The 21,352-nt window shown below is 70.1% G+C and carries 22 protein-coding genes, 1 tRNA gene and 1 rRNA gene; all 24 read right to left on the reverse strand.

The window, feature by feature from the left end:
• Positions 1-9: 9 nt before the first annotated feature.
• A complete protein-coding gene (locus C8K38_RS21245) occupies positions 10-642 on the reverse strand; it encodes a CDP-alcohol phosphatidyltransferase family protein (RefSeq protein ID WP_097213381.1) in 633 nt (210 codons plus the stop codon).
• A gap of 44 nt (positions 643-686) precedes the next feature.
• Positions 687-1,730 carry an SMP-30/gluconolactonase/LRE family protein gene (locus tag C8K38_RS21250; RefSeq protein WP_097213415.1) on the reverse strand — a complete coding sequence of 348 codons (1,044 nt, stop codon included), beginning with the start codon at positions 1,728-1,730 and terminating at the stop codon, positions 687-689.
• 69 nt (positions 1,731-1,799) lie between these two features.
• Positions 1,800-2,420, reverse strand: a complete 621-nt coding sequence (locus C8K38_RS21255; RefSeq protein ID WP_097213382.1) for an NUDIX hydrolase — start codon at positions 2,418-2,420, stop codon at positions 1,800-1,802.
• A gap of 69 nt (positions 2,421-2,489) precedes the next feature.
• Positions 2,490-2,563 (reverse strand) — tRNA-Pro (locus C8K38_RS21260).
• A gap of 163 nt (positions 2,564-2,726) precedes the next feature.
• Complete coding sequence (gene der / locus C8K38_RS21265) at positions 2,727-4,160, reverse strand: ribosome biogenesis GTPase Der (protein WP_097213383.1); 1,434 nt, start codon at positions 4,158-4,160, stop codon at positions 2,727-2,729.
• Positions 4,157-4,819 (reverse strand): (d)CMP kinase, encoded by a 663-nt coding sequence (cmk, locus tag C8K38_RS21270; RefSeq protein WP_097213416.1) that lies wholly within the window; start codon positions 4,817-4,819, stop codon positions 4,157-4,159. The genes der and cmk overlap by 4 nt, the downstream gene beginning before the upstream one ends.
• Before the next feature lie 56 nt (positions 4,820-4,875).
• On the reverse strand, positions 4,876-6,153 hold the full coding sequence (locus tag C8K38_RS21275) for a pseudouridine synthase (protein ID WP_179800665.1): 1,278 nt from the start codon (positions 6,151-6,153) through the stop codon (positions 4,876-4,878).
• A gap of 12 nt (positions 6,154-6,165) precedes the next feature.
• The gene (gene scpB / locus C8K38_RS21280) at positions 6,166-6,864 is read right to left on the reverse strand and encodes an SMC-Scp complex subunit ScpB (protein WP_097213385.1); all 699 of its coding nucleotides are present in this window, start codon (positions 6,862-6,864) and stop codon (positions 6,166-6,168) included.
• Complete coding sequence (locus tag C8K38_RS21285) at positions 6,861-7,769, reverse strand: segregation and condensation protein A (protein WP_097213386.1); 909 nt, start codon at positions 7,767-7,769, stop codon at positions 6,861-6,863. The genes scpB and C8K38_RS21285 overlap by 4 nt, the downstream gene beginning before the upstream one ends.
• Positions 7,770-8,735: a ParA family protein gene (locus C8K38_RS21290; protein WP_373560286.1), complete on the reverse strand. Its 966-nt coding sequence runs from the start codon at positions 8,733-8,735 to the stop codon at positions 7,770-7,772. It lies immediately after the preceding gene.
• A gap of 154 nt (positions 8,736-8,889) precedes the next feature.
• The gene (locus C8K38_RS27850; protein WP_245220943.1) at positions 8,890-9,030 is read right to left on the reverse strand and encodes a hypothetical protein; all 141 of its coding nucleotides are present in this window, start codon (positions 9,028-9,030) and stop codon (positions 8,890-8,892) included.
• A 107-nt stretch (positions 9,031-9,137) separates the two neighbouring features.
• Positions 9,138-9,560, reverse strand: coding sequence for a DUF1622 domain-containing protein (locus C8K38_RS21300; protein ID WP_097213388.1), 423 nt, complete (start codon positions 9,558-9,560; stop codon positions 9,138-9,140).
• 11 nt (positions 9,561-9,571) lie between these two features.
• A complete protein-coding gene (locus C8K38_RS21305; protein ID WP_179800666.1) occupies positions 9,572-10,495 on the reverse strand; it encodes a site-specific tyrosine recombinase XerD in 924 nt (307 codons plus the stop codon).
• 2 nt (positions 10,496-10,497) lie between these two features.
• Positions 10,498-11,178 carry an NUDIX domain-containing protein gene (locus C8K38_RS21310; RefSeq protein WP_097213389.1) on the reverse strand — a complete coding sequence of 227 codons (681 nt, stop codon included), beginning with the start codon at positions 11,176-11,178 and terminating at the stop codon, positions 10,498-10,500.
• A gap of 14 nt (positions 11,179-11,192) precedes the next feature.
• Positions 11,193-12,944: a CTP synthase gene (locus tag C8K38_RS21315; RefSeq protein ID WP_097213390.1), complete on the reverse strand. Its 1,752-nt coding sequence runs from the start codon at positions 12,942-12,944 to the stop codon at positions 11,193-11,195.
• A gap of 158 nt (positions 12,945-13,102) precedes the next feature.
• Entirely contained in the window at positions 13,103-14,056 is a 954-nt protein-coding gene (locus C8K38_RS21320) for a copper transporter (protein ID WP_143548504.1), read from the reverse strand.
• On the reverse strand, positions 14,053-15,237 hold the full coding sequence (gene steA / locus C8K38_RS21325; protein WP_077041782.1) for a putative cytokinetic ring protein SteA: 1,185 nt from the start codon (positions 15,235-15,237) through the stop codon (positions 14,053-14,055). Before steA ends, C8K38_RS21320 begins: the two co-directional genes overlap by 4 nt.
• Positions 15,238-15,351: 114 nt before the next feature.
• Positions 15,352-17,133 (reverse strand): DNA repair protein RecN, encoded by a 1,782-nt coding sequence (recN, locus tag C8K38_RS21330; protein ID WP_097213392.1) that lies wholly within the window; start codon positions 17,131-17,133, stop codon positions 15,352-15,354.
• Complete coding sequence (locus tag C8K38_RS21335) at positions 17,123-18,106, reverse strand: NAD kinase (protein ID WP_097213393.1); 984 nt, start codon at positions 18,104-18,106, stop codon at positions 17,123-17,125. The genes recN and C8K38_RS21335 overlap by 11 nt, the downstream gene beginning before the upstream one ends.
• A complete protein-coding gene (locus C8K38_RS21340; protein ID WP_097213394.1) occupies positions 18,103-18,918 on the reverse strand; it encodes a TlyA family RNA methyltransferase in 816 nt (271 codons plus the stop codon). The genes C8K38_RS21335 and C8K38_RS21340 overlap by 4 nt, the downstream gene beginning before the upstream one ends.
• Position 18,919: 1 nt before the next feature.
• Positions 18,920-19,147, reverse strand: a complete 228-nt coding sequence (locus tag C8K38_RS21345) for a hypothetical protein (protein WP_097213395.1) — start codon at positions 19,145-19,147, stop codon at positions 18,920-18,922.
• Positions 19,148-19,229: 82 nt separating this feature from the next.
• A complete protein-coding gene (locus C8K38_RS21350; protein WP_257017693.1) occupies positions 19,230-20,234 on the reverse strand; it encodes an HAD-IIA family hydrolase in 1,005 nt (334 codons plus the stop codon).
• On the reverse strand, positions 20,231-21,175 hold the full coding sequence (locus C8K38_RS21355; protein WP_097213396.1) for a tetratricopeptide repeat protein: 945 nt from the start codon (positions 21,173-21,175) through the stop codon (positions 20,231-20,233). The genes C8K38_RS21350 and C8K38_RS21355 overlap by 4 nt, the downstream gene beginning before the upstream one ends.
• A gap of 84 nt (positions 21,176-21,259) precedes the next feature.
• Positions 21,260-21,352, reverse strand: a 5S ribosomal RNA gene (rrf, locus tag C8K38_RS21360); the annotation flags it as partial.

The following is a 21,352-nucleotide window of genomic DNA, read 5'->3' on the forward strand; positions in this document are numbered from 1 at the left end:
CGCCGTCGGTCACCGCGCCCGGTCCGTTCGCGGGACCTCCCGCGCGATGTTGCGCGCGGCGAGCAGGTACAGGATCCCGGTCCACACATAGAGCCCGGTCCCCCAGACCAGGAGCGCATACCCCCAGGCCCGGGCGATCGGCGCAATCGCCCAGTCACCCTGCGCGGCGAGTACCAGCGGCAGCGCGAACATCAGCGCGAAGGTCGCGGCCTTGCCGAGGTAGAGCACCGCGGGCGGCGGCAGACCGCGCCTGCGGTAGATCGGCAGGGTGAGCGCGAGGATCAGGTCCCGACCGATCAGCACCGCGGCCACCCACCACGGGATGATCCCGCGGATCGCGAACGCGACGAGGGTGGAGACCACGTACAACCGGTCCACCAGCGGGTCGAGCAGCGCGCCCAGCCGCGAACTCTGGTTCAACAGGCGCGCGAGCTTGCCGTCGGCCCAGTCGGTGAACCCGCTCAGCATCAGGATCGCGAGCGCCCACCCGTCGGCATGCGGGCCGAGCAGCAGATAGACGAACAACGGGACACCGACGAGCCGGACCACGCTGAGAATGTTCGGCACGGTGACGATCCGGTCGGACATGATCGGCGCGGTCGCGACGTCCGCCACCTCGCGTGGCCGGTCTCCGCTGCCCATTCGTCCCCCGTGTACCTCGTCCGCCAACTGCCTCGAACAGCTTTTCACATGGCGGACGGGGGCGCCGGGACGCGGGCGACCGTATCGGCGGTCAGGCTGCCCAGGTAGAGCCAGCCATCGGCCTCGCGGACACCGGTGATCGGCGCGTAACTGTCCGCGCCGCCCTGCAAGCTGTGCACGACGGCACCCGAGGCGTCGAGCCCGAGCACCCAGCCACGCTGGTCGGGTTCTGGCTGCGCCCACTGCGGCAGGTTCGCCGCGACGACCCGGAGCGCCGGGTGCGGGGCCAACAGGTCAAGCAGGCGCATCCTGGGGCTGTACAGCGCCACCCAGAAGACCCCGCCGGGCGTCTGCGAGGTCACGTTGTCGGGGAGGCCGGGCAGGTTCTCGGCCCAGATCGACACCCGTCCCGTGTCGGGGCCCGCGAGCTCGACCCGGCGGATCTGATAGGCCCCGGTCTCGGCAACCACCACGAAGGACTCGTCCGCGGCCAGTCCGACCCCGTTGGCGAACTGCAGCCCGTCCGCCAAGAGGTCGGTCTCCCCTGTCGCCGGGTCGAACCGGATCAGCCGGCCGGTGCCGCCGTGCTCGAGCACGTCGGTGCGATGCTCGGCCACGGAGAACTTCGCCGACGAATCGGTGAAGTAGATGGTGCCGTCCCGCCCGACGGCGGAGTTGTTGCACGCCAACAGAGGTCGCCCGAGCGCGGTGTCGGTGAGGGTCTCGATCCGACCGGCCTCGTCGACGCGCAGCACCCCGCGCTCGCAGTCGCAGATCAGGTACCTGCCGTCGTCGAGGATCTCGACACCGAGGGGTCGGCCGCCAGTGTCGGCGATCAGGGACGCGCGGCCGGCTTCGTCGAAACGCCAGACCTTGCCGTCATCGGTGCCGGTGACAAGCCGCCCCTGGTGATCGACCGCGACGTCCTCGGGTCCCTTGCTCCCCGGCATCGCCCAGCGCTCCGCACCATCGAGCTCGGTGCTGCGAGCGAACGGACCCGTGAGCGGCGGCGGGGTCGGCGGGTGCCATGCCACGGGATCGATTCCGGTCCGGTCGAGGCTGCGCAGGGCCGAGAGCAGGATTCCCATGGCGGCCACGGTAGACGTCACCCGGCCCGCCCGCAGTGGCTTCAGGCGGCTTCTCCGGCGCGGGACGACCTACCGGGAGGCGAAGTCCGGCTGCCCGAGATCGTCGACCCGGGTCGGCCGCCCGTGCAGGACCACCTCGCGGAACTGGTAGATGATCGCCGCGGTCGGCGCGAAGATCCGCGCGCCCCGGAACGGCCATTCGATCAGCGGCGCCGCGGCCCCCTCGAGCGACAGGAACTGCGGTTCGTGATCGAGCTCGGCCAGGCTCACCTGGAAGACGTACTCCACCTCGTCGGCATTCGGCCGAATCGGTTCGTCGAGCTCACCCACCCAGACCACCACCGGGGTGATGACGTAGCCGGACCTGGTCACGAGATCGTCGAGATGACCGAGCACCGCGGACGGCGGTGCCTGCACGCCGAGTTCCTCCGCCAGCTCGCGTAGTGCCGCCTCCCCCGGCGACTCCCCCGGGTCGATGCCACCGCCGGGCAGCGCGAACTGACCGGGATGTGCCCGCATGGTGCTGGGCCGAACGGTGAGCAGCAGCGAGGGCACCCCGTCTGTGGTGACCACCGCCAGCGCAACCGCCGCGCAGCGGTGCCCGGCGCGTTCGGCGGTGCGCGCCTCGAACGACGCGAGCGCGGCGGCGCAGGTGTCACGAGTGAGGATCGGCTCCCGGTCGGCGTCCATCCGTCGACCCTAGCCCGCCGCGGGAACGAGAAAGGCGGCCCCGGATTACTCCGGAGCCGCCTTCTTCTGTCGGGCTGACAGGATTTGAACCTGCGACCACTTGACCCCCAGTCAAGTGCGCTACCAAGCTGCGCCACAGCCCGTCCACTCCCTTGCGGGCGCTCGATGAGATTACATCAGTGACAGTCGACTGAGCGAATCGGCTGCTCGTGGCGGGTTTCCTCCATCGGAGTGCACGCCACGAACGACACTGGCAAGCCCCCGGTTTCGGGGACTTGCCAGTGTTCGGGCCGGTCTCGGCAGGCGTCAGCGCTTGCCGCGATCGCGCTTCTCGCGCACGCGCACCGAGATGCGCACGGGGCTGCCGTCGAAGTTGAACTCCTCACGCAGCCGGCGCTCGAGGAACCGGCGGTAGCCGGCCTCCAGGAAGCCGGTGGTGAAGAGCACGAACGTCGGCGGACGGGTGCCTGCCTGGGTGGCGAACATGATCCTGGGCAGGCGACCACCGCGCATCGGCGGCGGCGTCGCGGCCACGACCTCCTTGAGCCAGGTGTTCAACCGGCCAGTCGGGATCCGCTTGTCCCAGGAATCGAGCGCGGTCTCCAGCGCGGGAACGAGCTTCTGCACGGCCCGTCCGGTGTGCGCGGAGATGTTCACCCGCTGCGCCCACGGCACCCGGACCAAGTCGCGGTCGATCTCCTTCTCGAGCATGTACCGGCGGTCCTCGTCGACGAGGTCCCACTTGTTGAACGCCAGTACCAGCGCCCGGCCTGCGTCCGCCACCATGCTCAGCACCCGCAGGTCCTGCTCGGTGATCGGCTGCGACGCGTCGATCAGCAGGATCGACACCTCCGAGGCCTCGATCGCACCCTTGGTGCGCAGGGATGCGTAGAACTCGTGGCCGCTCGCGTGGCTGACCTTCTTACGCAGGCCCGCGGTGTCCACGAAGCGCCACACCTTGCCGCCGAGCTCGACCAGTGAGTCCACCGGGTCGACGGTGGTGCCCGCGACGTCGTGCACGACGGACCGCTCCGAGCCGGAGAGCTTGTTGATCAGGCTGGACTTGCCGACGTTCGGCTTGCCGACCAACGACACGCGTCGCGGTCCCTGGCCGCCGGTGCCCTCCCGAGGCGTCTCCGGCAGTGCCTTGAGGACCTCGTCGAGCAGGTCGCCCGTGCCGCGGCCGTGGATCGAGCTCACCGAGTAGGGCTGGCCGAGGCCGAGCGACCACAGCGCCGCGACCTCGGACTCGGTCCGCTCGTCGTCGACCTTGTTGGCCACCAACAGGACCGGCGTCTTCGAGCGCCGCAGCACCTTGGCCACGGCCTCATCCGTCGCGGTCGCACCGACGACCGCATCCACCACGAGCACGATCGCGTCTGCGGTCTGCATGGCGAGTTCCGCCTGACGGGCCACGGACTGCTGCAGCCCCTTGGCGTCGGGCTCCCAGCCGCCGGTGTCCTGCACCATGAATCGGCGTCCGGCCCAGTTCGCCTCGTAGGAGACGCGGTCCCGGGTGACCCCGGGAATGTCCTGCACGACGGCCTCGCGGCGGCCGATGATGCGGTTCACGAGCGTGGACTTGCCAACGTTCGGACGACCCACGATGGCGAGGGTCGGGACGGCGACGTGACCCTCACCGTCCTCGCCGTCCTCGAAATCGACGAGCTCCCAGTCGGATTCCTCGCTCCAGGTGCCGTCGCCGGCGATCGGGCCGCCGATGTCAAAGCTGTCGGTCACTGCACTGCTCCAGTTCTGTCACGTACCACCAGCAGCAACCTGCCGATCACGTCATCGATTCCGAGTTCGCTGGTGTCCACGATCACCGAGTCATCGGCGGGCCGGAGCGGGGACACCGCTCGGGTGGAGTCCAGATGATCGCGGCGCTCGACGTCGGCGAGCACCGCCCTGTAGTCATCGCCACGACCCTCGGCGATGTTCTGCGTGTTCCGACGCTGCGCCCTGGCCGCGGCGGAGGCGGTCAGGTACACCTTCACGTCCGCATCGGGCATCACGACGGTGCCGATGTCGCGACCCTCGACCACGATCCGTTCCGTGCGCGCGATGAACTCACGCTGCTTGTCGACCAGGATCGTGCGCACCTCGGGCACCGCCGAGACCGCGGATACGGCCTGGGTGACCGCGCCGCCGCGGATCTCGTCGGTGACGTCCTCACCGGCGAGCAGCACCCGGTCCGAGGACGGATCGGTGCCGATGGTCAGCTCGAGTGCCTTCGTGGCCGCGGCCACCGCCGCCGGATCGCTCGGGTCCACCCCGGAGCGCAGCACGTGCAGCGTCGCGATCCGGTACATGGCACCGGTGTCGAGGTACTGCGCCGCGAGTCCGGTCGCGAGCCGCCTGGCAACGGTCGACTTCCCGGTACCCGACGGCCCGTCCATCGCCACCACTAGGCGATCTGGCTCGTTCACATCCCCCGTCGCTTCGCTCGCAGCGCTCACAGTCCGACCGCCTTGTACAGCGCGCCGACCTCGCCGGGCCCGATGACCCGGAGGGTGCCCGGCCGCTGCTCGCCGAGCGTGACCGGACCGATGTCGGTGCGCACCAGCCGGACAACCGGATGGCCGACGGCCTCGAGCAGCCGACGCACGATGTGCTTGCGACCCTCGTGCAGCACGACCTTGACCAGGGACTTGCCCTGATTGACATCGAGCAGGGCGAACGAGTCGACCTTCGCCGGGCCGTCCTCGAGCTCGACTCCGGCCTTGAGCGTCTTGCCGAGGTTGCGATCGACCACACCGGACACGGTCGCGAGGTAGGTCTTGGACACCTCGAACGAGGGGTGCATCAGCCGGTGCGCGAGGTCGCCGTCGTTGGTCAGCAGCAACAGTCCCTCGGTGTCCGCATCGAGCCTGCCGACGTGGAACAGTCGCTGTCCTGCGGAGACCCGCTCGGAGACGATGTCGCCGACGCAGGGTCGGCCCAGGTCATCGGACATCGTCGACTGCCAACCGCGCGGCTTGTTCAGCGCGATGTGTACCAGGTCCTTCTTGACGACGACACGAATGCCGTCGACCCGGACCACGGCGTTCTCGGGGTCCACCCGCAGGCCCTGTTCGACGACGATGCGGCCGTCGACCTCGACGCGTCCCTGCTCGATCAGCTCCTCGGCGGCGCGGCGCGAGGCGACACCCGCCTGGGCGAGCACCTTCTGCAGGCGCATGCCCTCGCCTGCGGGCAGCTTCGCGGGACCGGCGCCCTCCGTGTACTGGTGGCGGGCCGGCTTGGCGTTGCTGATGGTCGGCGCGACGGACTGTGCGCGCTGCGGCTTCGCGGCCTTGGGCTTGCCACGCTTGGACAGGTCCGGCCGTTGCACGCCGCCGCGGGGGTAGCCGCCGCTGCGAGGTGCCGCGCCACGCTCGGTGCGATCCTGGGCGCCACGAGGTGCGCCGCTGCGAGGTGCCGCGCCACGCTCGGTGCGATCCTGAGCGCCACGAGGTGCGCCGCCACGCTGGGAGCGGTCCTGCGAGCCGCGGGATTCGCCGCTCCGGGGGGTCGCTCCGCGTTCGGTGCGACCATAGGAGCCGCGGGGGGCTCCGCCGCGCTCGGTGCGATCGTAGGAGCCGCGGGATTCGCCGCCACGGGCGGAATCGCGGGGTGCCGAGCCTCTCGACCCCGACCCCTTCTGGGGCGAGTCCTTGCGGCTCGAGCTCTTGTGGGCGGGATTACTCCTGCCCCGGTCCGGTGTGCCATCACGGCGAGCGGAATTGTTCACTTGGGTGTCCTGTCACTCTTCACTATCTAAGCCGGGAACCAAATCGGGTTCGGATCCCGCCCTGCCGGCTCCCAATTTGGTGAACCGGGGGTCTGACTCCATGTCGTCACTGATGTCGTCGATGATGTCGACGTCGGGCAGCAGCGGCGCCAACGCGGGCAGGTCCGCCAGAGAGGCGAGGCCGAGCCGCTCGAGGAAAAGCTCCGTCGTCGAGTACGTCGTCGCCTTGGTCTCGGAGTCCACACCGGCCTCCGAGATCAATCCGCGGGCGAGCAGGGTTCGCATGACGCCGTCCACATTGACGCCACGAACCGCACTCACCCGAGCACGGGTCAAAGGTTGACGGTACGCAATAACTGCCAAGGTTTCCAAAGCCGCGCGTGTGAGCTTCGACCTAGCGCCGTCGAGAAGCAGCCGCTCGACGTACGGCGCGTACTCGTTTCTGGTGTAGAAACGCCAGCCGTCTCCGGCGTACCTGAGGTCGATCCCGCTGCGCCGCTCGGTCAGTGCCGCGGACATCCGGCGCAGCGTAGCGTCGACCCGGTCGGCGGAGTCGTCGAGCGCGGACGCGAGCGCCTCGTTGCTCGCGGGCGAGTCCACGACCAGCAGCAATGACTCCAGCGCCGACTCCAGCTCGTCGTCCTCGAGCCGGTCGTCCTGGTCGAGATCGCCGTCGTCGTCGAGCCTGGGCGCCTGATCGAGCTCGCTCATCCGTAATCCTCCGCACTCACCAGCGTCTGCCCATCCGCGTCGACGTCACCGGTCCAGCTGACCAGCAGTTCACCGAGCGGCTCCGGCTGCTCGAACGCGACCGCCCGCTCGCGGTAGAGCTCGAGCAACGCCAGAAATCTTGCCACGATCTGCACGGTCAGGTCGCAACCGGCGACGAGGTCGCCGAACGTTGCCCAGTTCCCCTTGCCGCGCTGCTTGAGCAGGTCGAGCACCATCGAGGCCTGCTCGGGCACCGAGACCGTCGGGACGTGCAGGTGATCGAGACCCACGGTCGGCACCGGCCGCGGCGCGAAGACGGTGGCCGCGACCTCCGCGAACCGCCGGGGGTCGACGCCGAGCAGGACCTCGGGCAGCAGCCCGGCGAACTGATCCTCCAGCGACACCGAACGCGGATACCGTCGCAGCGCCGCCGACTCCAGCTCGGCGAACAGCATCGCGACCTGCTTGTACGCCTTGTACTGCAGGAGCCGCGCGAACAGCAGGTCCCTGGCCTCCAGCAACGCCAGGTCCTCGGCGTCCTCGACGTCGCCGGAGGGCAACAGCCGGGCAGCCTTGAGGTCGAGCAGGGTGGCGGCGACCACGAGGAACTCGGTCGTCTGGTCGAGGCTCATCTCGGTGCCCAGGGACCTGGTGTACGCGATGAACTCATCGGTGACCTGGTGCAGCGCCACCTCGGTGACGTCGAGCTTGCGCTGGCTGATCAGCGTCAAGAGCAGGTCGAACGGCCCCTCGAAGTTGCGGAGCTTCAGCCGGAAGCCCGGTTCGACCGCGGTCTCCTGCGCGGTCGACGGCAGTTCCTCGATCGGTGTGTCGTCCGCCGTCCCCTCGGCGACTGGTTCCGCTTGCGGAACCTCGGCCACTCGCTCGGCCTCGTCGGTGTCCATCTACCGTCCGGACCGGTGGATCACCTCGCGGGCAAGCGCCCGATACGACTCCGCACCGCCCGACTTCGGTGCCCAGGTGGTGATGGGTTCGCCCGCGACGCTGGTCTCGGGGAATCGCACCGTCCGGTTCACCACCGTGTCGTAGACCAGATCGCCGAACACCTCGACGAGCCTGGCCATGACCTCCCGGGCATGCAGGGTCCTGGCGTCGAACATCGTCACCACGATCCCTGACAGCGACAGCTTGGGGTTCAGGCGCTCGTGCACCTTCTCCACCGTGTCGTTGAGCAGGGCCAGCCCGCGGAGGCTGAAGTATTCGCACTCCATCGGGATGATCACGCCCTCGGCGCAGGCCAGCGCGTTGACCGTGAGCAGCCCGAGCGAGGGCTGGCAGTCGATGAGGATGTAGTCGTAGCGGTCGAGCACCGGGTACAGCACCCGTCCGAGCGTCTGCTCGCGGCCCACCTCGGTGACCAGCTGGATCTCGGCGGCGGACAGGTCGATGTTGCTGGGCAGCAGGTCCAGGTTCTCGACCCGGGTGCGCATCAGCACCTCGTCGATCGAGACCCGCGGCTCGACGAGCAGGTTGTGCACCGTCAGTTCGAGATCGTGGTGTGCGACGCCGAGGCCTGCGGACAGCGCGCCCTGCGGGTCGAGATCGACGAGCAGTACGCGTCGGCCGTACTCGGCCAGGGCTGCGCCCAGGTTGATCGTGGACGTCGTCTTGCCGACGCCGCCCTTCTGGTTGCACATCGCGATGATCTGGGCGGGACCGTGATCGGTCACCGGCGTGGGATCGGGTACCTCGCGAAGCGGTCGGCCGGTCGGACCGAGCGCAGGCTCGGCTGGTGCGGCACCGTTTCCCTCGGCGCGGTCGGTTTGTGGACGGGTAGGCGGTTCCGGCTTCCGGGTGTAGAAGTAGGCACCCTGACGCTCAGACTCCGCCGCTGGCGGCTGCGGTGTCACCACGGTCTGCTACTCCCCTGTCTGTCGTCCCTGATGCACAAACGCTACCGCCTGGCGGGTGGCGATCGGTCAACGGACACGCGGGGCGCGGCGATGGGATCGCTCGTGCGCGGCCCTGAGCAGGAACGATGAGCGATGGCGATCGCGGCACGGCTCACTCGCCGTCGCCCGTGTCCTCGAGGATGCTCTTGAGGCGAGCCAGGTCCTTCGAGTTGGCCCGGCGCATCGCCGCGGCCATGACCGGGGCCGCGATCGCGCCGAAGCCCGACGGCTCACCGCGGTTGCGCAGCACCAATTCTGGTGTCTACCAGGAGGTTGCCGCGTCGGGGTCTGACGCGTACACGGCGACATCGTGCCGCGGCCGCGCGATCACGATCTCGCTGGTGATGTCGACGATCGCCACTACGGCGCCTCCTCGGTCGCGCCGGGCTCCCCCGACGCGGATCGGCGCGTTGCGCGGGCCAGCACCTGCGGGCCGGTGACGAGGGCCCGCCGCCACGGCGCCACCCCGTCGATCTCGATCTCGATCGACAGGCTGAGGACGGTCCGGATCAGCACGATCATCCCGAGCACGGCGACATCGGTCAACGAGGGCACGGAGGTGACTGTCTTGACGATGTCCGCCGCGACGAGCAACTCCAGCCCGAGCAGGATCGCTCCGCCCAGCGACTCCCGCAGGCTCTTGAACGCATGAGCGCCGTCGCCGGTCCGCTTCCACGTGCGCGCGGCGAGCACGAACGCAAAGGCGAAACCCACCACCATCGACAGGACGCCGAGGACCTCGAACCATTCCGTCACCAGCTCGAAGAATCGGACCGTATCCATTCCCTCCCCCTTCACAACGCCCGCGGATGCGCGCCGGCCCAGACCTCGCGCAGCGCCCCCACGGTCACGAGGGTGTAGATCTGCGTCGTCGTCACCGATGCGTGCCCGAGCAGCTCCTGCACGACCCGGATGTCGGCGCCGCCGTCGAGCAGGTGGGTCGCGAACGAGTGCCGCAGCGTGTGTGGGGACACCCCTTCGGCGATCCCGATCCGATCGGCCGCGCTGCGCAGCACCTGCCACGCGCTCTGCCGGGACAGTCGCCCGCCGCGGATGTTCAGGAAGACCGCGGGTCCGCCGCGCACCGCGTGCGCCGCACGCCCGCGCACCAGGTACGCCTCCAGTGCGGCGATCGCGGGCCTGCCGATCGGCACCACCCGTTCCTTGCCGCCCTTACCGCGCAGCAGCACGGCGCGGTCGACCGCGTCGATGTCGTCGATGTCCAGTCCGACCGCCTCCGAGATGCGGGCGCCCGTGGAGTAGAGGAGCTCGAGCAGTGCCCGATCGCGCAGGGCCCGCGGCTGATCGGCCGCGTCGGGGCCGCCGGTGGCCTCGAGCAACGCCAGCACCCGATCCACCGGCAGCGACTTCGGCAGCTGCTGGCCGGGCGCGTGCGGCTTGACTTCGCGCGCGACGTCCACGGCCGTGATGCCCTCGGCGGTCGCGAACTTGTGCAGCCCGCGGACCGCGATCAGCGCCCGCGCCGTGGAGCTCGGGGCCAGCGGCGGGAGCTCCGCCGCCGGATCGCCCTTGCGCAGCGCGACGACGAAGCCGCTGATTTCCCGCTCCCGCACCGTGGCCAGGTCGTCGATCCCCCGCTCCGCCAGGTACCGCTGGTAGCGGATCAGGTCACGCCGATAGGAACTGAGGGTGTTCGCCGCCACCCCGCGTTCGACCGCGAGATGGTCGAGGTACGTCTCCACCTGGTCGGCGAGCACTCCTATACCCCATCGATGTTCGCTTCGCGGGCTCCGCTCATGCCGTCCTGCCTGCGCCGCGACATCGCCACCGGACGGTCGAGCCAGTCCGAATCCGCCGGGCGCCCCGCCACATCCGGACCGCCATCGCGGGCCCTGGCGGCGGCGAGCGCGAGGATCCCGGACAGCGCCGTCGCGTTCACGATCTCCCCCGACAGCGCCCGCCCGACCGCCTCGTCGACCGGGACGCGATCGACCTCGAGGTCGGCCTCCTCGTCGGTCGGGGTCGGCTGGTGCACGTCGGTGAGCCCGGTCGCGAGGAACACCCGCACCACCTCGTCGGTGAAGCCCGGCGAGACCGCGACGTCCACCAGCACCGACCACCGCTCGGCGGCGAGGCCCGTCTCCTCGGCCAGCTCGCGCCGCGCCGCGTCGACGGGATCCTCGTCCGCCTCGTCGAGCAGCCCGGCGGGGAGCTCCCAGACGCGTCTGCCCAGCGGGTGCCGGTACTGGTTGATGAGGATCAGCCGGTCCCGCTCGTCGACGGCCACCACGGCGACCGCGCCGTAGTGCTCCACCACCTCGCGGTCCGCCGCGCGGCCGCCGGGCATGGCCACCCGGTCGACCCGCAGCGTGATGATGCCGCCCTCGTACACGGTTCGCGTGTCGAGGGTGTCGAACTCGTGCTCTCCCGGCCTGCTCATCGTGTACCGGCGGGTCAGCGCACGATCGGCGAGTCGACCGACTCGACGTCGTCCTCCGCGGACCCGAGAGCGTCCTCGGGGTGCACGTCCACCTCGAGCCGCTCTGCGGCCTTGTACTTCAGCGCCGCGCCGATGAAGGCAGCGAACAGCGGGTGCGGCCGGGTCGGACGGCTCTTGAGCTCCGGGTGCGCCTGCGTCGCAACGAAGAACGGATGCTTGTCCGCGGGCAGCTCGACGAACTCGACGAGGTGTCCGTCCGGCGAGGTGCCGCTGAACTTCAAGCCGCTCTTCGCGATCCGGTCCCGGTACGCGTTGTTGACCTCGTAGCGGTGCCGGTGGCGCTCGGAGACGTTCTCGGAGCCATACGCCCGCGCGACGACCGAGCCCTTCTCCAGGACCGCCGGGTAGGCACCGAGGCGCATGGTTCCGCCGAGATCGGCCTCACCCGCGACGATCTCCTCCTGATCGGCCATCGTGGAGATCACGGGATGCTTGGTGTCCGGCTCGAACTCCGCGGAGTTCGCGTCGTCGAGGCCCACCGAACGGGCGGCCTCGATGACCACGGCCTGCAGTCCGAGGCACAGGCCCAGCAGCGGGATCCCGCGGGTACGGGCGAACCGGATGGCTCCGAGCTTGCCCTCGATGCCACGGATGCCGAATCCACCGGGGATCAGCACCGCGTCGACCTCGCCGAGCTTCTCCTGCGCCCCCGCCTCGGTCTCGCAGGCGTCGGAGGGGACCCAGTCGATCTCGACCTTGGCGCGATGCGCGAACCCGCCCGCCCGCAGCGCCTCGGTCACCGAGAGGTACGCGTCCGGCAGGTCGACGTACTTGCCGACCAGCGCGATCCGGACCGACTCGCGCGGCTCGTGCACGCGCTTGAGCAGCGCGCCCCAGACGGTCCAGTCGACGTCCCGGAAGGGCAGTCCCAGCTTGCGCACGACGTAGGCGTCGAGGCCCTCGCGGTGCAGCACCTTCGGGATGTCGTAGATGGAGGGGGCATCGGGCGTGGAGATGCAGGCGTCGACGTCGACGTCGCACATCAGCGCGATCTTCGACTTCAGCGGCTGCGGCACGTCGCGGTCGCAGCGCAGGATCAGCGCGTCCGGCTGGATACCGATGTTCCGCAGCGCCGCCACCGAGTGCTGGGTCGGCTTCGTCTTGAGCTCGCCGGAGGGGCCGAGGTACGGCACCAGCGAGACGTGCAGGAAGAAGACGTTGTCCCGGCCGATGTCGTGGCGGACCTGTCGCGCCGCCTCGAGGAAGGGCTGTGACTCGATGTCGCCGACGGTGCCACCGATCTCGGTGATCACCACGTCCGGGCTCTGGCCCTCGGCGTCCGGACCGCTCATGGCGAGGATCCGGCTCTTGATCTCGTCGGTGATGTGCGGGATCACCTGGACCGTGTCGCCCAGGTATTCACCGCGCCGTTCCTTGGCGATGACCGACGAATAGACCTGGCCGGTGGTGACATTGGCGATCCCGGACAGATCCCGGTCCAGGAAGCGCTCGTAGTGCCCGACGTCCAGATCGGTCTCCGCGCCGTCCTCGGTGACGAACACCTCACCGTGCTGGAACGGGTTCATGGTGCCCGGATCGACGTTGAGATACGGGTCCAGTTTCTGCATGGTCACCCGCAATCCGCGGGCGGTGAGCAGCTGCCCGAGGCTCGACGCCGTCAGACCCTTGCCGAGCGACGAGGCAACGCCCCCGCTGACGAAGATGTGCTTGGTGGCGGTACGCGATTGACTGCGTGAAAGTGGCAAAAGAGCTCCCGTGACGACCTTGCAGGGCTTGGCTAATGGTAGAGCTGGGGCCTGCCGACCCACGGGACTTCACGGTAACACCAACGCGCCGGTTTATCCGCATGGCACGCCGCGAACCGCTGGTCATCGCCCCGTGGGCCGGACATTGTGCTGTGACCTCAGCCGACCGGAGCGCCGACTGTGATCGCCGTCGCGTTCGGGCCGGTGCCGTACCGACCGGCCTGCCCGGCGAGCTGTTCCTGGAGACCGAGGGCGGTGGTGATGCGGCCCGCTTCCCTGTCCACGTTGTCGACGGTGGTCACGCCCGACGACAGCGCCGTGTCGGACCGGACCACGGCGATCGGACCGTTGCCCGCCGCTGCGCCCGGCCTGCCCGCCAGCACGGTGCCCGCGCCGCGGGAGTCCATCGCGCCTGCGAACCGCGCGATGATCGCGCCCCTGTTGCCGCCCTCGGACCCGTCCGGGGCCTTGCCGGAACCGGTGAGCACCAGCGCCAGCTGGGCGGGCTTGACGGTGCCGTTGTCGTAGGCGATGAAGCCGCCGGAGCGGAGCGTCTCGAGCGCGAGCGCCAGCTCCTCGGGGGTGCTCTGCGGCTGCGCGTTCTGGGCGTTCAGGAGCAGCACCGAGCCGAGCAGATCGCCTGCCAGGCTGCCCTGGTCGACCGCTCCGGTCCTGAGCTGGACCCCGGCCGGGATCACGTTGGTGATGGTGGTGCGCAGCTGATCGCCGTTGGCGGCGTCGACGAACGAATCGGTCAGCGAGACCCGGCCGGTGACGGTCCCACCCGCCGCGCCGATCATCCTGGTGACGCCCTCGAGATCGCCCGGGTCGGCGTCCGGCGAGGTCACCAGGATCACCGTGCGCTGGGCGAGGGCGTCGTGCACCACCCGGCCGGACACGGCGGCATCGAACCCATCCGCGGAGTTGAGCTGCTGTTCGAGCTGGTTGTTCGTTTCCTGCAAGGCGTTGACCTGGCCCTGCAGCTCCGACTTGTCGTCGCGGAGCCCGGACAACAGACCACCGGAGAGGGTGCCCGAACCGAGCACCACCCCGACTGCCAACGCCAGGAAGATCGCCGCTATCGAGATAGCGTGTTGACGCATAGAGATCACGCGAACAGTCCCTGCACCCACGTCGCGAAGCTGTTCCAGGTCGCGATGGCCCAGTCGAGGGCCTCACCGCCGATGTTCGAGACGACCAGCGCGACGATCACCGCCGTCAGTGCGGCCAGCACGAGCAGCGCGATGGCGCCGCCCGAGACACGGCTGCGGTAGAGCGTGGCGACCGCCTTCGCGTCGACCAGCTTGGGTCCGACCTTGAGCCTGGTCATGAAGGCCGCCGGGTTGCTCTCCCGTCGGCCCCGATCGAAGAACTCGTCCAGCGAGACGGTGCTGCCGACGGTGACGATCAGCGAGGCGCCGTGATGGTCCGCGAGCAGCAGGGCCAGATCCGCAGGCGCTCCGGAGGCCGGGAAGGTCATCGCCCCGATCCCGAGGTCCTGGATCCGTTCGAGGCCCTTCGCGTGCCCGTCCGGGTCCGCGGGCAGGACGACCTCGGCACCGGACTTGAGGGTGGCGCTGCTGATGTCCTCCGGGTCTCCGACGATCAGATCCGGGCGGTAGCCGGCATCGGCCAGCGCGTCCGCGCCCGCGCCGACCCCGATGAGGATCGGCGAGTACTCCTTGATGAACGGCTTGAGGTTCTTCAGATCGGCCACGTGGTCGGTCCCGTCGGCGACCACCACCACGTGCCGGTCCTGCAGGTCGACGTCGATGTCGGGCACCCCGACCCCGTCGATGAGCAGCGGACTCTCGGTCCTGATGAACTCGATGGTGTTGCCGGAGAAGGCCTCCAGGTGATCGACCAGTCCGGTCTTCGCCTCGATCATGAGGTCGGAGATCTCGGCCTCGCTCTGCTCGACACCCTTGGCGAGCCTGCGCTCACCGGCGTAGACGCCGCCCTCGTTGAGGCGGACCTTGGCCCCGTCCTTGACCTTCTTGAAGACCTCGTCGCCGACGGAATCGATCAGCGTGATCCCGTTCGCGACGATGACTTCTGGTCCGAGGTTGGGGTAGCGGCCGGAAATGGACGGTGACACGTTGACGACCGCGAGCACCCCGGCCTCCACCAACGCGTCGGCGGTGATCCGGTCCAGATCCAGTTCGTCGAGGACCACGATGTCGCCTGGGCCGACGCGACGCAACAGCTTCGTCGTGTCTCGGTCGACCCGGGCGATGCCGCTGATCCCCGGCAACGATTCGGTGTTTCGTGACAACAGGGACGGCATTTTCATGCCCTCGATGATGACCCCGACGGGGCCCGGACCAGCGGAGGCGCGCCGACCCGAGCTGTCAGGAGGCAATACGGGGCGACGTCAGGCAGTGGTGATCGGGGTTGGACCCCGCGCCTATTCGCTGCGCGCGGCCTTCGCCGTCGCGAGCAACTCCTCGGCGTGCGCCCGACCCGTCTGGGTGTTGTCGAGACCCGCAAGCATCCGGGCCAGCTCGACCACGCGCTCGCCGTCGGTCAGGGTGCGCACCCCGCTGTCGGCGGCCTTGCGGCCGTCCACCTTGTCCACGACCAGGTGGGTGTCGGCGAACGCGGCCACCTGTGGCAAGTGCGTCACCACGATGACCTGGTGGGTACGTGCCAGCCGCGCCAGGCGCCTGCCGATCTCCACCGCGGCGCGGCCGCCCACGCCTGCGTCGACCTCGTCGAACACCATCGTCGCGCTGCCCTCGGCGCCTGCCAGCACCACCTCGAGCGCGAGCATCACCCGCGACAGCTCGCCGCCCGAGGCGCTCTTGCTGATCGGGAGGGCCTGGGCCCCGCTGTGCGCGGCGAGCCGGAACTCCACCTCGTCGACCCCCGAGGACCCGGCGTGCAGCTCGCGACCGTCAACCGTCAGCGGCGCGGCGTCCTGGGCGCCCGCCACGAGCGGTTGCACGGTGACCTCCAGCCGGGCCTTGCCCATCGCGAGACCACCGAGTTCGGTGGTCACCGCCTTGCCGAGCTTGACCGCGTACTTCGTCCTGGCCTGGCTCAGTGCGGCGGCGGCGACGGCCACCGCGGCCGCGCAGTCGTCCACCCGGGCCGCCAGCGCCGACAGCGCCTCGGCGGAGACGTCGATCTTGGACAACCGCTCGCGGGCCTGATCGGCCCACTCCAGCACCCCGTCGACGTCGGCCGCGTACTTCCTGGTCAGCGTCTTGAGCTCGGCCTGACGGTTCAGCAGGGTGTCGAGAGCACCCGGATCCGACGGCAAGTCCGCCAGATAGCCGGTCAGATCGGACGAGACGTCCGTGACGACCGCGATGGCCTCTGCCAGTCGTGGGGCGAGCGCCGTCAGCGCCGGGTCGTCGGAGGACTCGATCCGGGCGCGCGCGTCCCCCAGCAGGTCCAGCGCGCCCACGCCGTCGGCGCCGCCGTCGATGCCATCCGCCTCGGCCGCCCCGCCGAGCATGGAAACCTGCGCATCGGCCGCCGCCGATCGCAGCGAATCGAGGTCGCTCAGGCGCCGGACGTCGGCGACGATCGAGAGGTCCTCGCCGGGCTGGGGGGCCACCGCGGCGATCTCGTTGAGCCCGAACTCGAGCCGGTCGACCTCCTGCGCCAGCTCCCTGCTGCTGCGGGTGCGCTCGGCGAGCTCGTCACGGGCCTCGATCCACTCCGCGCGCAGGGACCGGTACTTGTCGAGCAGGGACCCGATGGGGGCGCCGCCGAATTCGTCGAGGGCCTGCCGCTGCTGATCGGGGCGCTGCAGCCTGAGCTGATCGTTCTGGCCGTGCACCGTCAGGAGTGGGCCGGTCAGCTCGGAGAGGGCCCCTGCGGGCACGCTCCGTCCACCCAGGTGGGCACGGGAGCGGCCGTCGCTGCCGACGGTGCGCAGCGCGATGATCGTGCCGTCCTCGTCCCGCTCGGCGCCGGTCGACTCGAGCAACCGGTCCACCTCGGCGACCACCCTGGCCGACGCGTTAGCGGTGGAGAACCTGCCCTCGACCACGGCGCGGTCGGCGCCGAGCCGCACCCGGCCCGCGTCGGCGCGGGCACCGCTGAGCAGGTGCAGGCTGGTGACAACCATCGTCTTGCCCGCACCGGTCTCACCGGTGAGGACCGTCAGCCCCTCGTGGAACTGCGCCGCCGCCTTCGAGATGACACCGAGACCGTCGATCCGGATTTCAGCGAGCACTGGTGTTGCCCCCTTCGCCGTCGGTCCTTCGTCCCCGCCAACCCTTGACCGGGAGCTCGAACTTGCGCACCATCCGGTCCGCGAACGGTGCGGAGTCGAGCCGGATCCACTTCACCGGCTCCCGGCCCCTGACCACCTCCACCCGGCCGCCTGCCGGGAGGTTCATGGTGCGGCTGCCGTCGCAGAAGACGAGTCCGTTGTGGCCACCGGCGAAGGTCTCGACCGCGATCAGCGATTCGGGGCTGGTCACCAGCGGCCGCGCGAACAACGCATGCGCATTGCTCGGGATCACCAGCAACGCCTCGAGTTCCGGCCACACCACGGGACCGCCCGCGGAGAACGCATATGCGGTCGAACCGGTCGGCGTCGCGACGAGCACACCGTCGCAGCCGAACGACGAGACGGGGCGACCGTCCACCTCGAGGACCACCTCGAGCACGCCGAGCCGGGACACGTTCTCGATGCTGGCCTCGTTCAGCGCCCACCCGCGTTCGATGACCTCGTCGTCCACCCGGACGATCACGTCGAGCGTCATCCGGTGCTCGACGCGATACTCGCGCCGGACCACCATCGCGAGGGCCTCCTCGAGATGCTCCGCCTCGGTCTCGGCGAGGAACCCGATCCGGCCGAGATTGATGCCGAGCACCGGAATCGATGCGGCCCTTGCCAGTTCGGCTCCCCGCAGGAACGTGCCGTCGCCGCCGAGGACCAGCACCAGCTCGCAGCCGACCGCGGCCGTCGGACCCGGCTCGACGACGCGCAACGCGAGGTCGGGCAGGCGGAAGGAATCGTGGTCGTGCGACGCGGTGGGATCCGTCCGATCGGCCTCGGTCGCCAGCACCCGCAATCCGATGCCGGCCTTCTCGAAGATCTTGGCCACCCGCAGCGCGGTTGCGGTGATCTCGGCCCTGCCGGTGTGCGCGACGACCAGGATCTCGCGGGTCGGCGACGGCGTCGCCGGTTCCGGGTTCACTGGGGCCCCTCCTGTACCGCTCGCTCGATGACCTCACGCACCGAATCCACCCCTGGTTCGGCCTGCTTCCGCAGCCACAAGAAGTATTCGACGTTGCCCGACGGGCCGGGCAGGGGGCTGGCCACCGCTCCCAGGGTCCGGAGTCCGAGCGCGTCCGCGGCCTCGGCCACCTCGACGACGGCCTCGATCCGGAGGGCGGGATCGCGCACGACGCCGCCGGACCCGACCCGGTCCTTGCCGACCTCGAACTGCGGTTTAACCATCGGCACCAGGTCGGCGCCGTCGGCGGTGCAACGGACGAACGCGGGCAGGACGAGCTTGAGCGAGATGAACGACAGGTCCGCGACCACCACCTCGACCGGTCCCCCGGTCTGCTCGGGCTCCAGCGAACGCACGTTGGTCCGGTCCACGACGGTGACGCGGTCGTCGGACTGCAGTCGCCACACCAACTGCCCGTACCCGACGTCGACGGCGACCACCTCGCGGGCGCCGCGACTGAGCAGGACATCGGTGAATCCGCCGGTGGAGGCACCGGCGTCGAGACACCGCTTACCGTCGACGGAGAGCCCGGAGGGTTCGAAAGCGTCGAGCGCGCCGAGGATCTTGTGTGCGCCGCGCGAGGCCCACGAGACCTCGTCGACCTCCTCGGTCACCAACAGCGGGGTGCCCGCCTCGACCGCGGTCGCCGCCTTGACCGCGACGGTCCCCGCGATGAGGACCCGGCCGGCCCCGATCAGCTGGGCAGCGTGTTCTCTTGATCGGGCCAATCCCCGCCGAACGAGCTCGGCGTCGACCCGTGCGCGCCGAGCCACCTCAGATCTTGTCCACTGTGGCGAGCGCGTGCACCAGGACCTCGTGCGCCTGCTCGAGGATCTGGGCCTGTCCCGGGATCCGGCCGTGACCGTTCGCATCGTCGTCCGCGGGCCCGACCGAGTCCAGGCGCGCCAGGAGCCCGTCGACCTCGGCGTGGATGCGATCGGGGTCGACGGTGGTCGGCGGTCCGGGAAGGTGCTGCCCGGGGCGTGGCATTGGCGTACTCATCGGGGCCAACGCTAGCCGATTCGAGGCCCGCACGCCCACACCGCGACACGGCGAAAACCCGCCCGCGGCGTCGCTGCCTGGATCAACCGACGAGGTCCGCCACGGCCGCCGCGGCGACCGGGTCCTCGGCCCGGAGACCGTCGAACTCGGGTCCGGCCCAGGCCGCGTCCAGCACCGCTCGAACGACGTCGAGCCGGTCCGGCCCGGAGCCGGCATCGCAGGACACGACCAGATCGGAGCCCTCACGGCGCACGCTCACCCCTGGATGCGGGCGGACGCTCAACCGCTCGGCCGGCAGATCGAGTTCGGCCAGCCGGGACGCCAGATAGGTGGGCCGGCACGACTCGGGCGCGCGCAGCAGGTCCGCGACGGAGCTGACGCCGCTGAGCACCAGCAGCGAGTCCACACCGACCGCGTTCGCGCCCGCGATGTCCGTGTCGATCCGGTCACCCACCACCAGCGGTCGCTCGGAACGGCTGCGCCGCAGGGCATCGTCCATCAACGGACGGGCAGGCTTGCCCGCAACCAGCGGCTCGCGGCCGGTCGCGGCCCGCACCGCGGCCACCATCGCGCCGTTGCCCGGGCACAGCCCACGTTCGGTGGGCAGCGTGGTGTCGACATTCGCGGCCACCCAGAGCGCTCCCGCGCGGATCGCCAGCGTGGCCTCCGCGAGGATCGCCCAGCCGGTCTCCGTGGAATGCCCCTGAACAACGGCCACCGGGTTCTCGTCGAACCTCCGGACAGGCTTGAGCCCGACCAGACGAACCTCCTCGGCGAGCGCCTCGGTGCCGATGATCAGGACCGACGAACCCGGCTCGAGGCCCTCCGCCAGCAACCGCGCGGCGGACTGCGAACTCGTCACCACCTCCGATTCGGAGGTGGGAAAGCCGAGCTCACGCAGGTGCTGCGCGACCGCGAACGGGCTGCGGCTCGCGTTGTTCGTGACGTAGAACAGCCGTGCGGACCCGCCGACGAGCGCCTCCCTGGCCCCGGGAATCGCGTGTGCGCCCTGGTACACGGTTCCGTCGAGGTCCAGCAGCAGCACATCGTGCAGGTCACGCAGTGACGGCGGGGTCCCCACCGTCACTGGTCGCCGGAGAGTTCGGCCACCCGATCCTCTGCGTCCGTGTCGCCCTCGTGATCGGCGGCAGCGGAATTGAGGAACCACTTGAGGCCGTCCTCGACGCGGCCGGCCGCCACCAGGGCGTCGGCGTACGCGTAGAACAGGCGGGCCGCGGTCGGGCCATCCTTGGCGGCATCGAGTTCCGGCGTCTGCAGGGTTACCACGGCCTGATCGAATTGGCCGAGATCCATCCGGGCGCCCGCGACCACGATGCGGAGCTCCGTCGCCTCGTCGCCGGACAGGGTCCTGGCCTCGTCGCTGCGCCCGAGCTCGATCGCCCGCTCGGGTCGGCCGAGACCGCGTTCACAGTCGGCCATGACGGCGAGCAGACCGGGTCCGCCTGCCATCCGCCGTGCGGCACGCAGCTCGGAGAGGGCCTCGGCCCACTCGCCCGCGTGATACGCGGTGATGCCCGCGGTCTCCCTGACCACCGCGACACGGCCGGCCCGCTGACGGGCCGCACGCGCGTGCGCCAGCGCGAGGCGCGGGTCGTCGTCGATCAGCTTGCCTGCCATCACCAGGTGACGGGCCACCGCATTGGCGTTCGACTTGTCGAGGCTGAGCAGGTCCCGACGAACGGCCGGGTCGAGCTCGCCCGCCTGGACGTCCTCGGGCAGATCCGGTTCTTCCGGTCGCGGGGCGCGTCGCTCGGCGTGCGCTCCACCGTCGCGCGGGGGCGGCCCGAAGCTGCCCTCTCCGCCACGACGCCTCGGCGGACCGTCGCCGCGCCGTTCCGGCCGGCCTCCGCCGCTGCCGCCACGGGCTCCGCCGCCGGTGTTGCCGCGGGGGCCATCGCCTCTCCCGCCGCGGGGGCCGCCGGCGCCTGCGCCACGGTTGTCCCCCGACCGACTGCGGTCAGAACCGCCGCTCCCATACGAACGACGGCCTTCGTTGTTGTCCGACACAGCATCTCCTTTCAGACAACACACGCTATGCAGAAAAAACACGAAAGGGGACCCAGTATATTGGGTCCCCTTTCGGTAACGGATGTTCGGCGGTGTCCTACTCTCCCACACCCTGTCGAGTGCAGTACCATCGGCGCTGGAGGGCTTAGCTTCCGGGTTCGGAATGGGTCCGGGCGT

This window comes from Rhodococcus sp. OK611 (genome assembly GCF_003050885.1).
Lineage (GTDB): Bacteria > Actinomycetota > Actinomycetes > Mycobacteriales > Mycobacteriaceae > Rhodococcus_G > Rhodococcus_G oryzae.

Coding starts and splice junctions, on each gene's coding strand:
- C8K38_RS21300 (WP_097213388.1), bottom strand. CDS start 9,560: ATGGATACGGTCCGATTCTTCGAGCTGGTGACGGAATGGTTCGAGGTC.
- C8K38_RS21345 (WP_097213395.1), bottom strand. CDS start 19,147: ATGAGTACGCCAATGCCACGCCCCGGGCAGCACCTTCCCGGACCGCCG.
- C8K38_RS21285 (WP_097213386.1), bottom strand. CDS start 7,769: ATGGACACCGACGAGGCCGAGCGAGTGGCCGAGGTTCCGCAAGCGGAA.
- scpB (WP_097213385.1), bottom strand. CDS start 6,864: ATGAGCGAGCTCGATCAGGCGCCCAGGCTCGACGACGACGGCGATCTC.
- C8K38_RS21310 (WP_097213389.1), bottom strand. CDS start 11,178: ATGAGCAGGCCGGGAGAGCACGAGTTCGACACCCTCGACACGCGAACC.
- C8K38_RS21245 (WP_097213381.1), bottom strand. CDS start 642: ATGGGCAGCGGAGACCGGCCACGCGAGGTGGCGGACGTCGCGACCGCG.
- C8K38_RS21250 (WP_097213415.1), bottom strand. CDS start 1,730: ATGGGAATCCTGCTCTCGGCCCTGCGCAGCCTCGACCGGACCGGAATC.
- cmk (WP_097213416.1), bottom strand. CDS start 4,819: ATGGACGGGCCGTCGGGTACCGGGAAGTCGACCGTTGCCAGGCGGCTC.
- C8K38_RS21255 (WP_097213382.1), bottom strand. CDS start 2,420: ATGGACGCCGACCGGGAGCCGATCCTCACTCGTGACACCTGCGCCGCC.
- steA (WP_077041782.1), bottom strand. CDS start 15,237: ATGAAAATGCCGTCCCTGTTGTCACGAAACACCGAATCGTTGCCGGGG.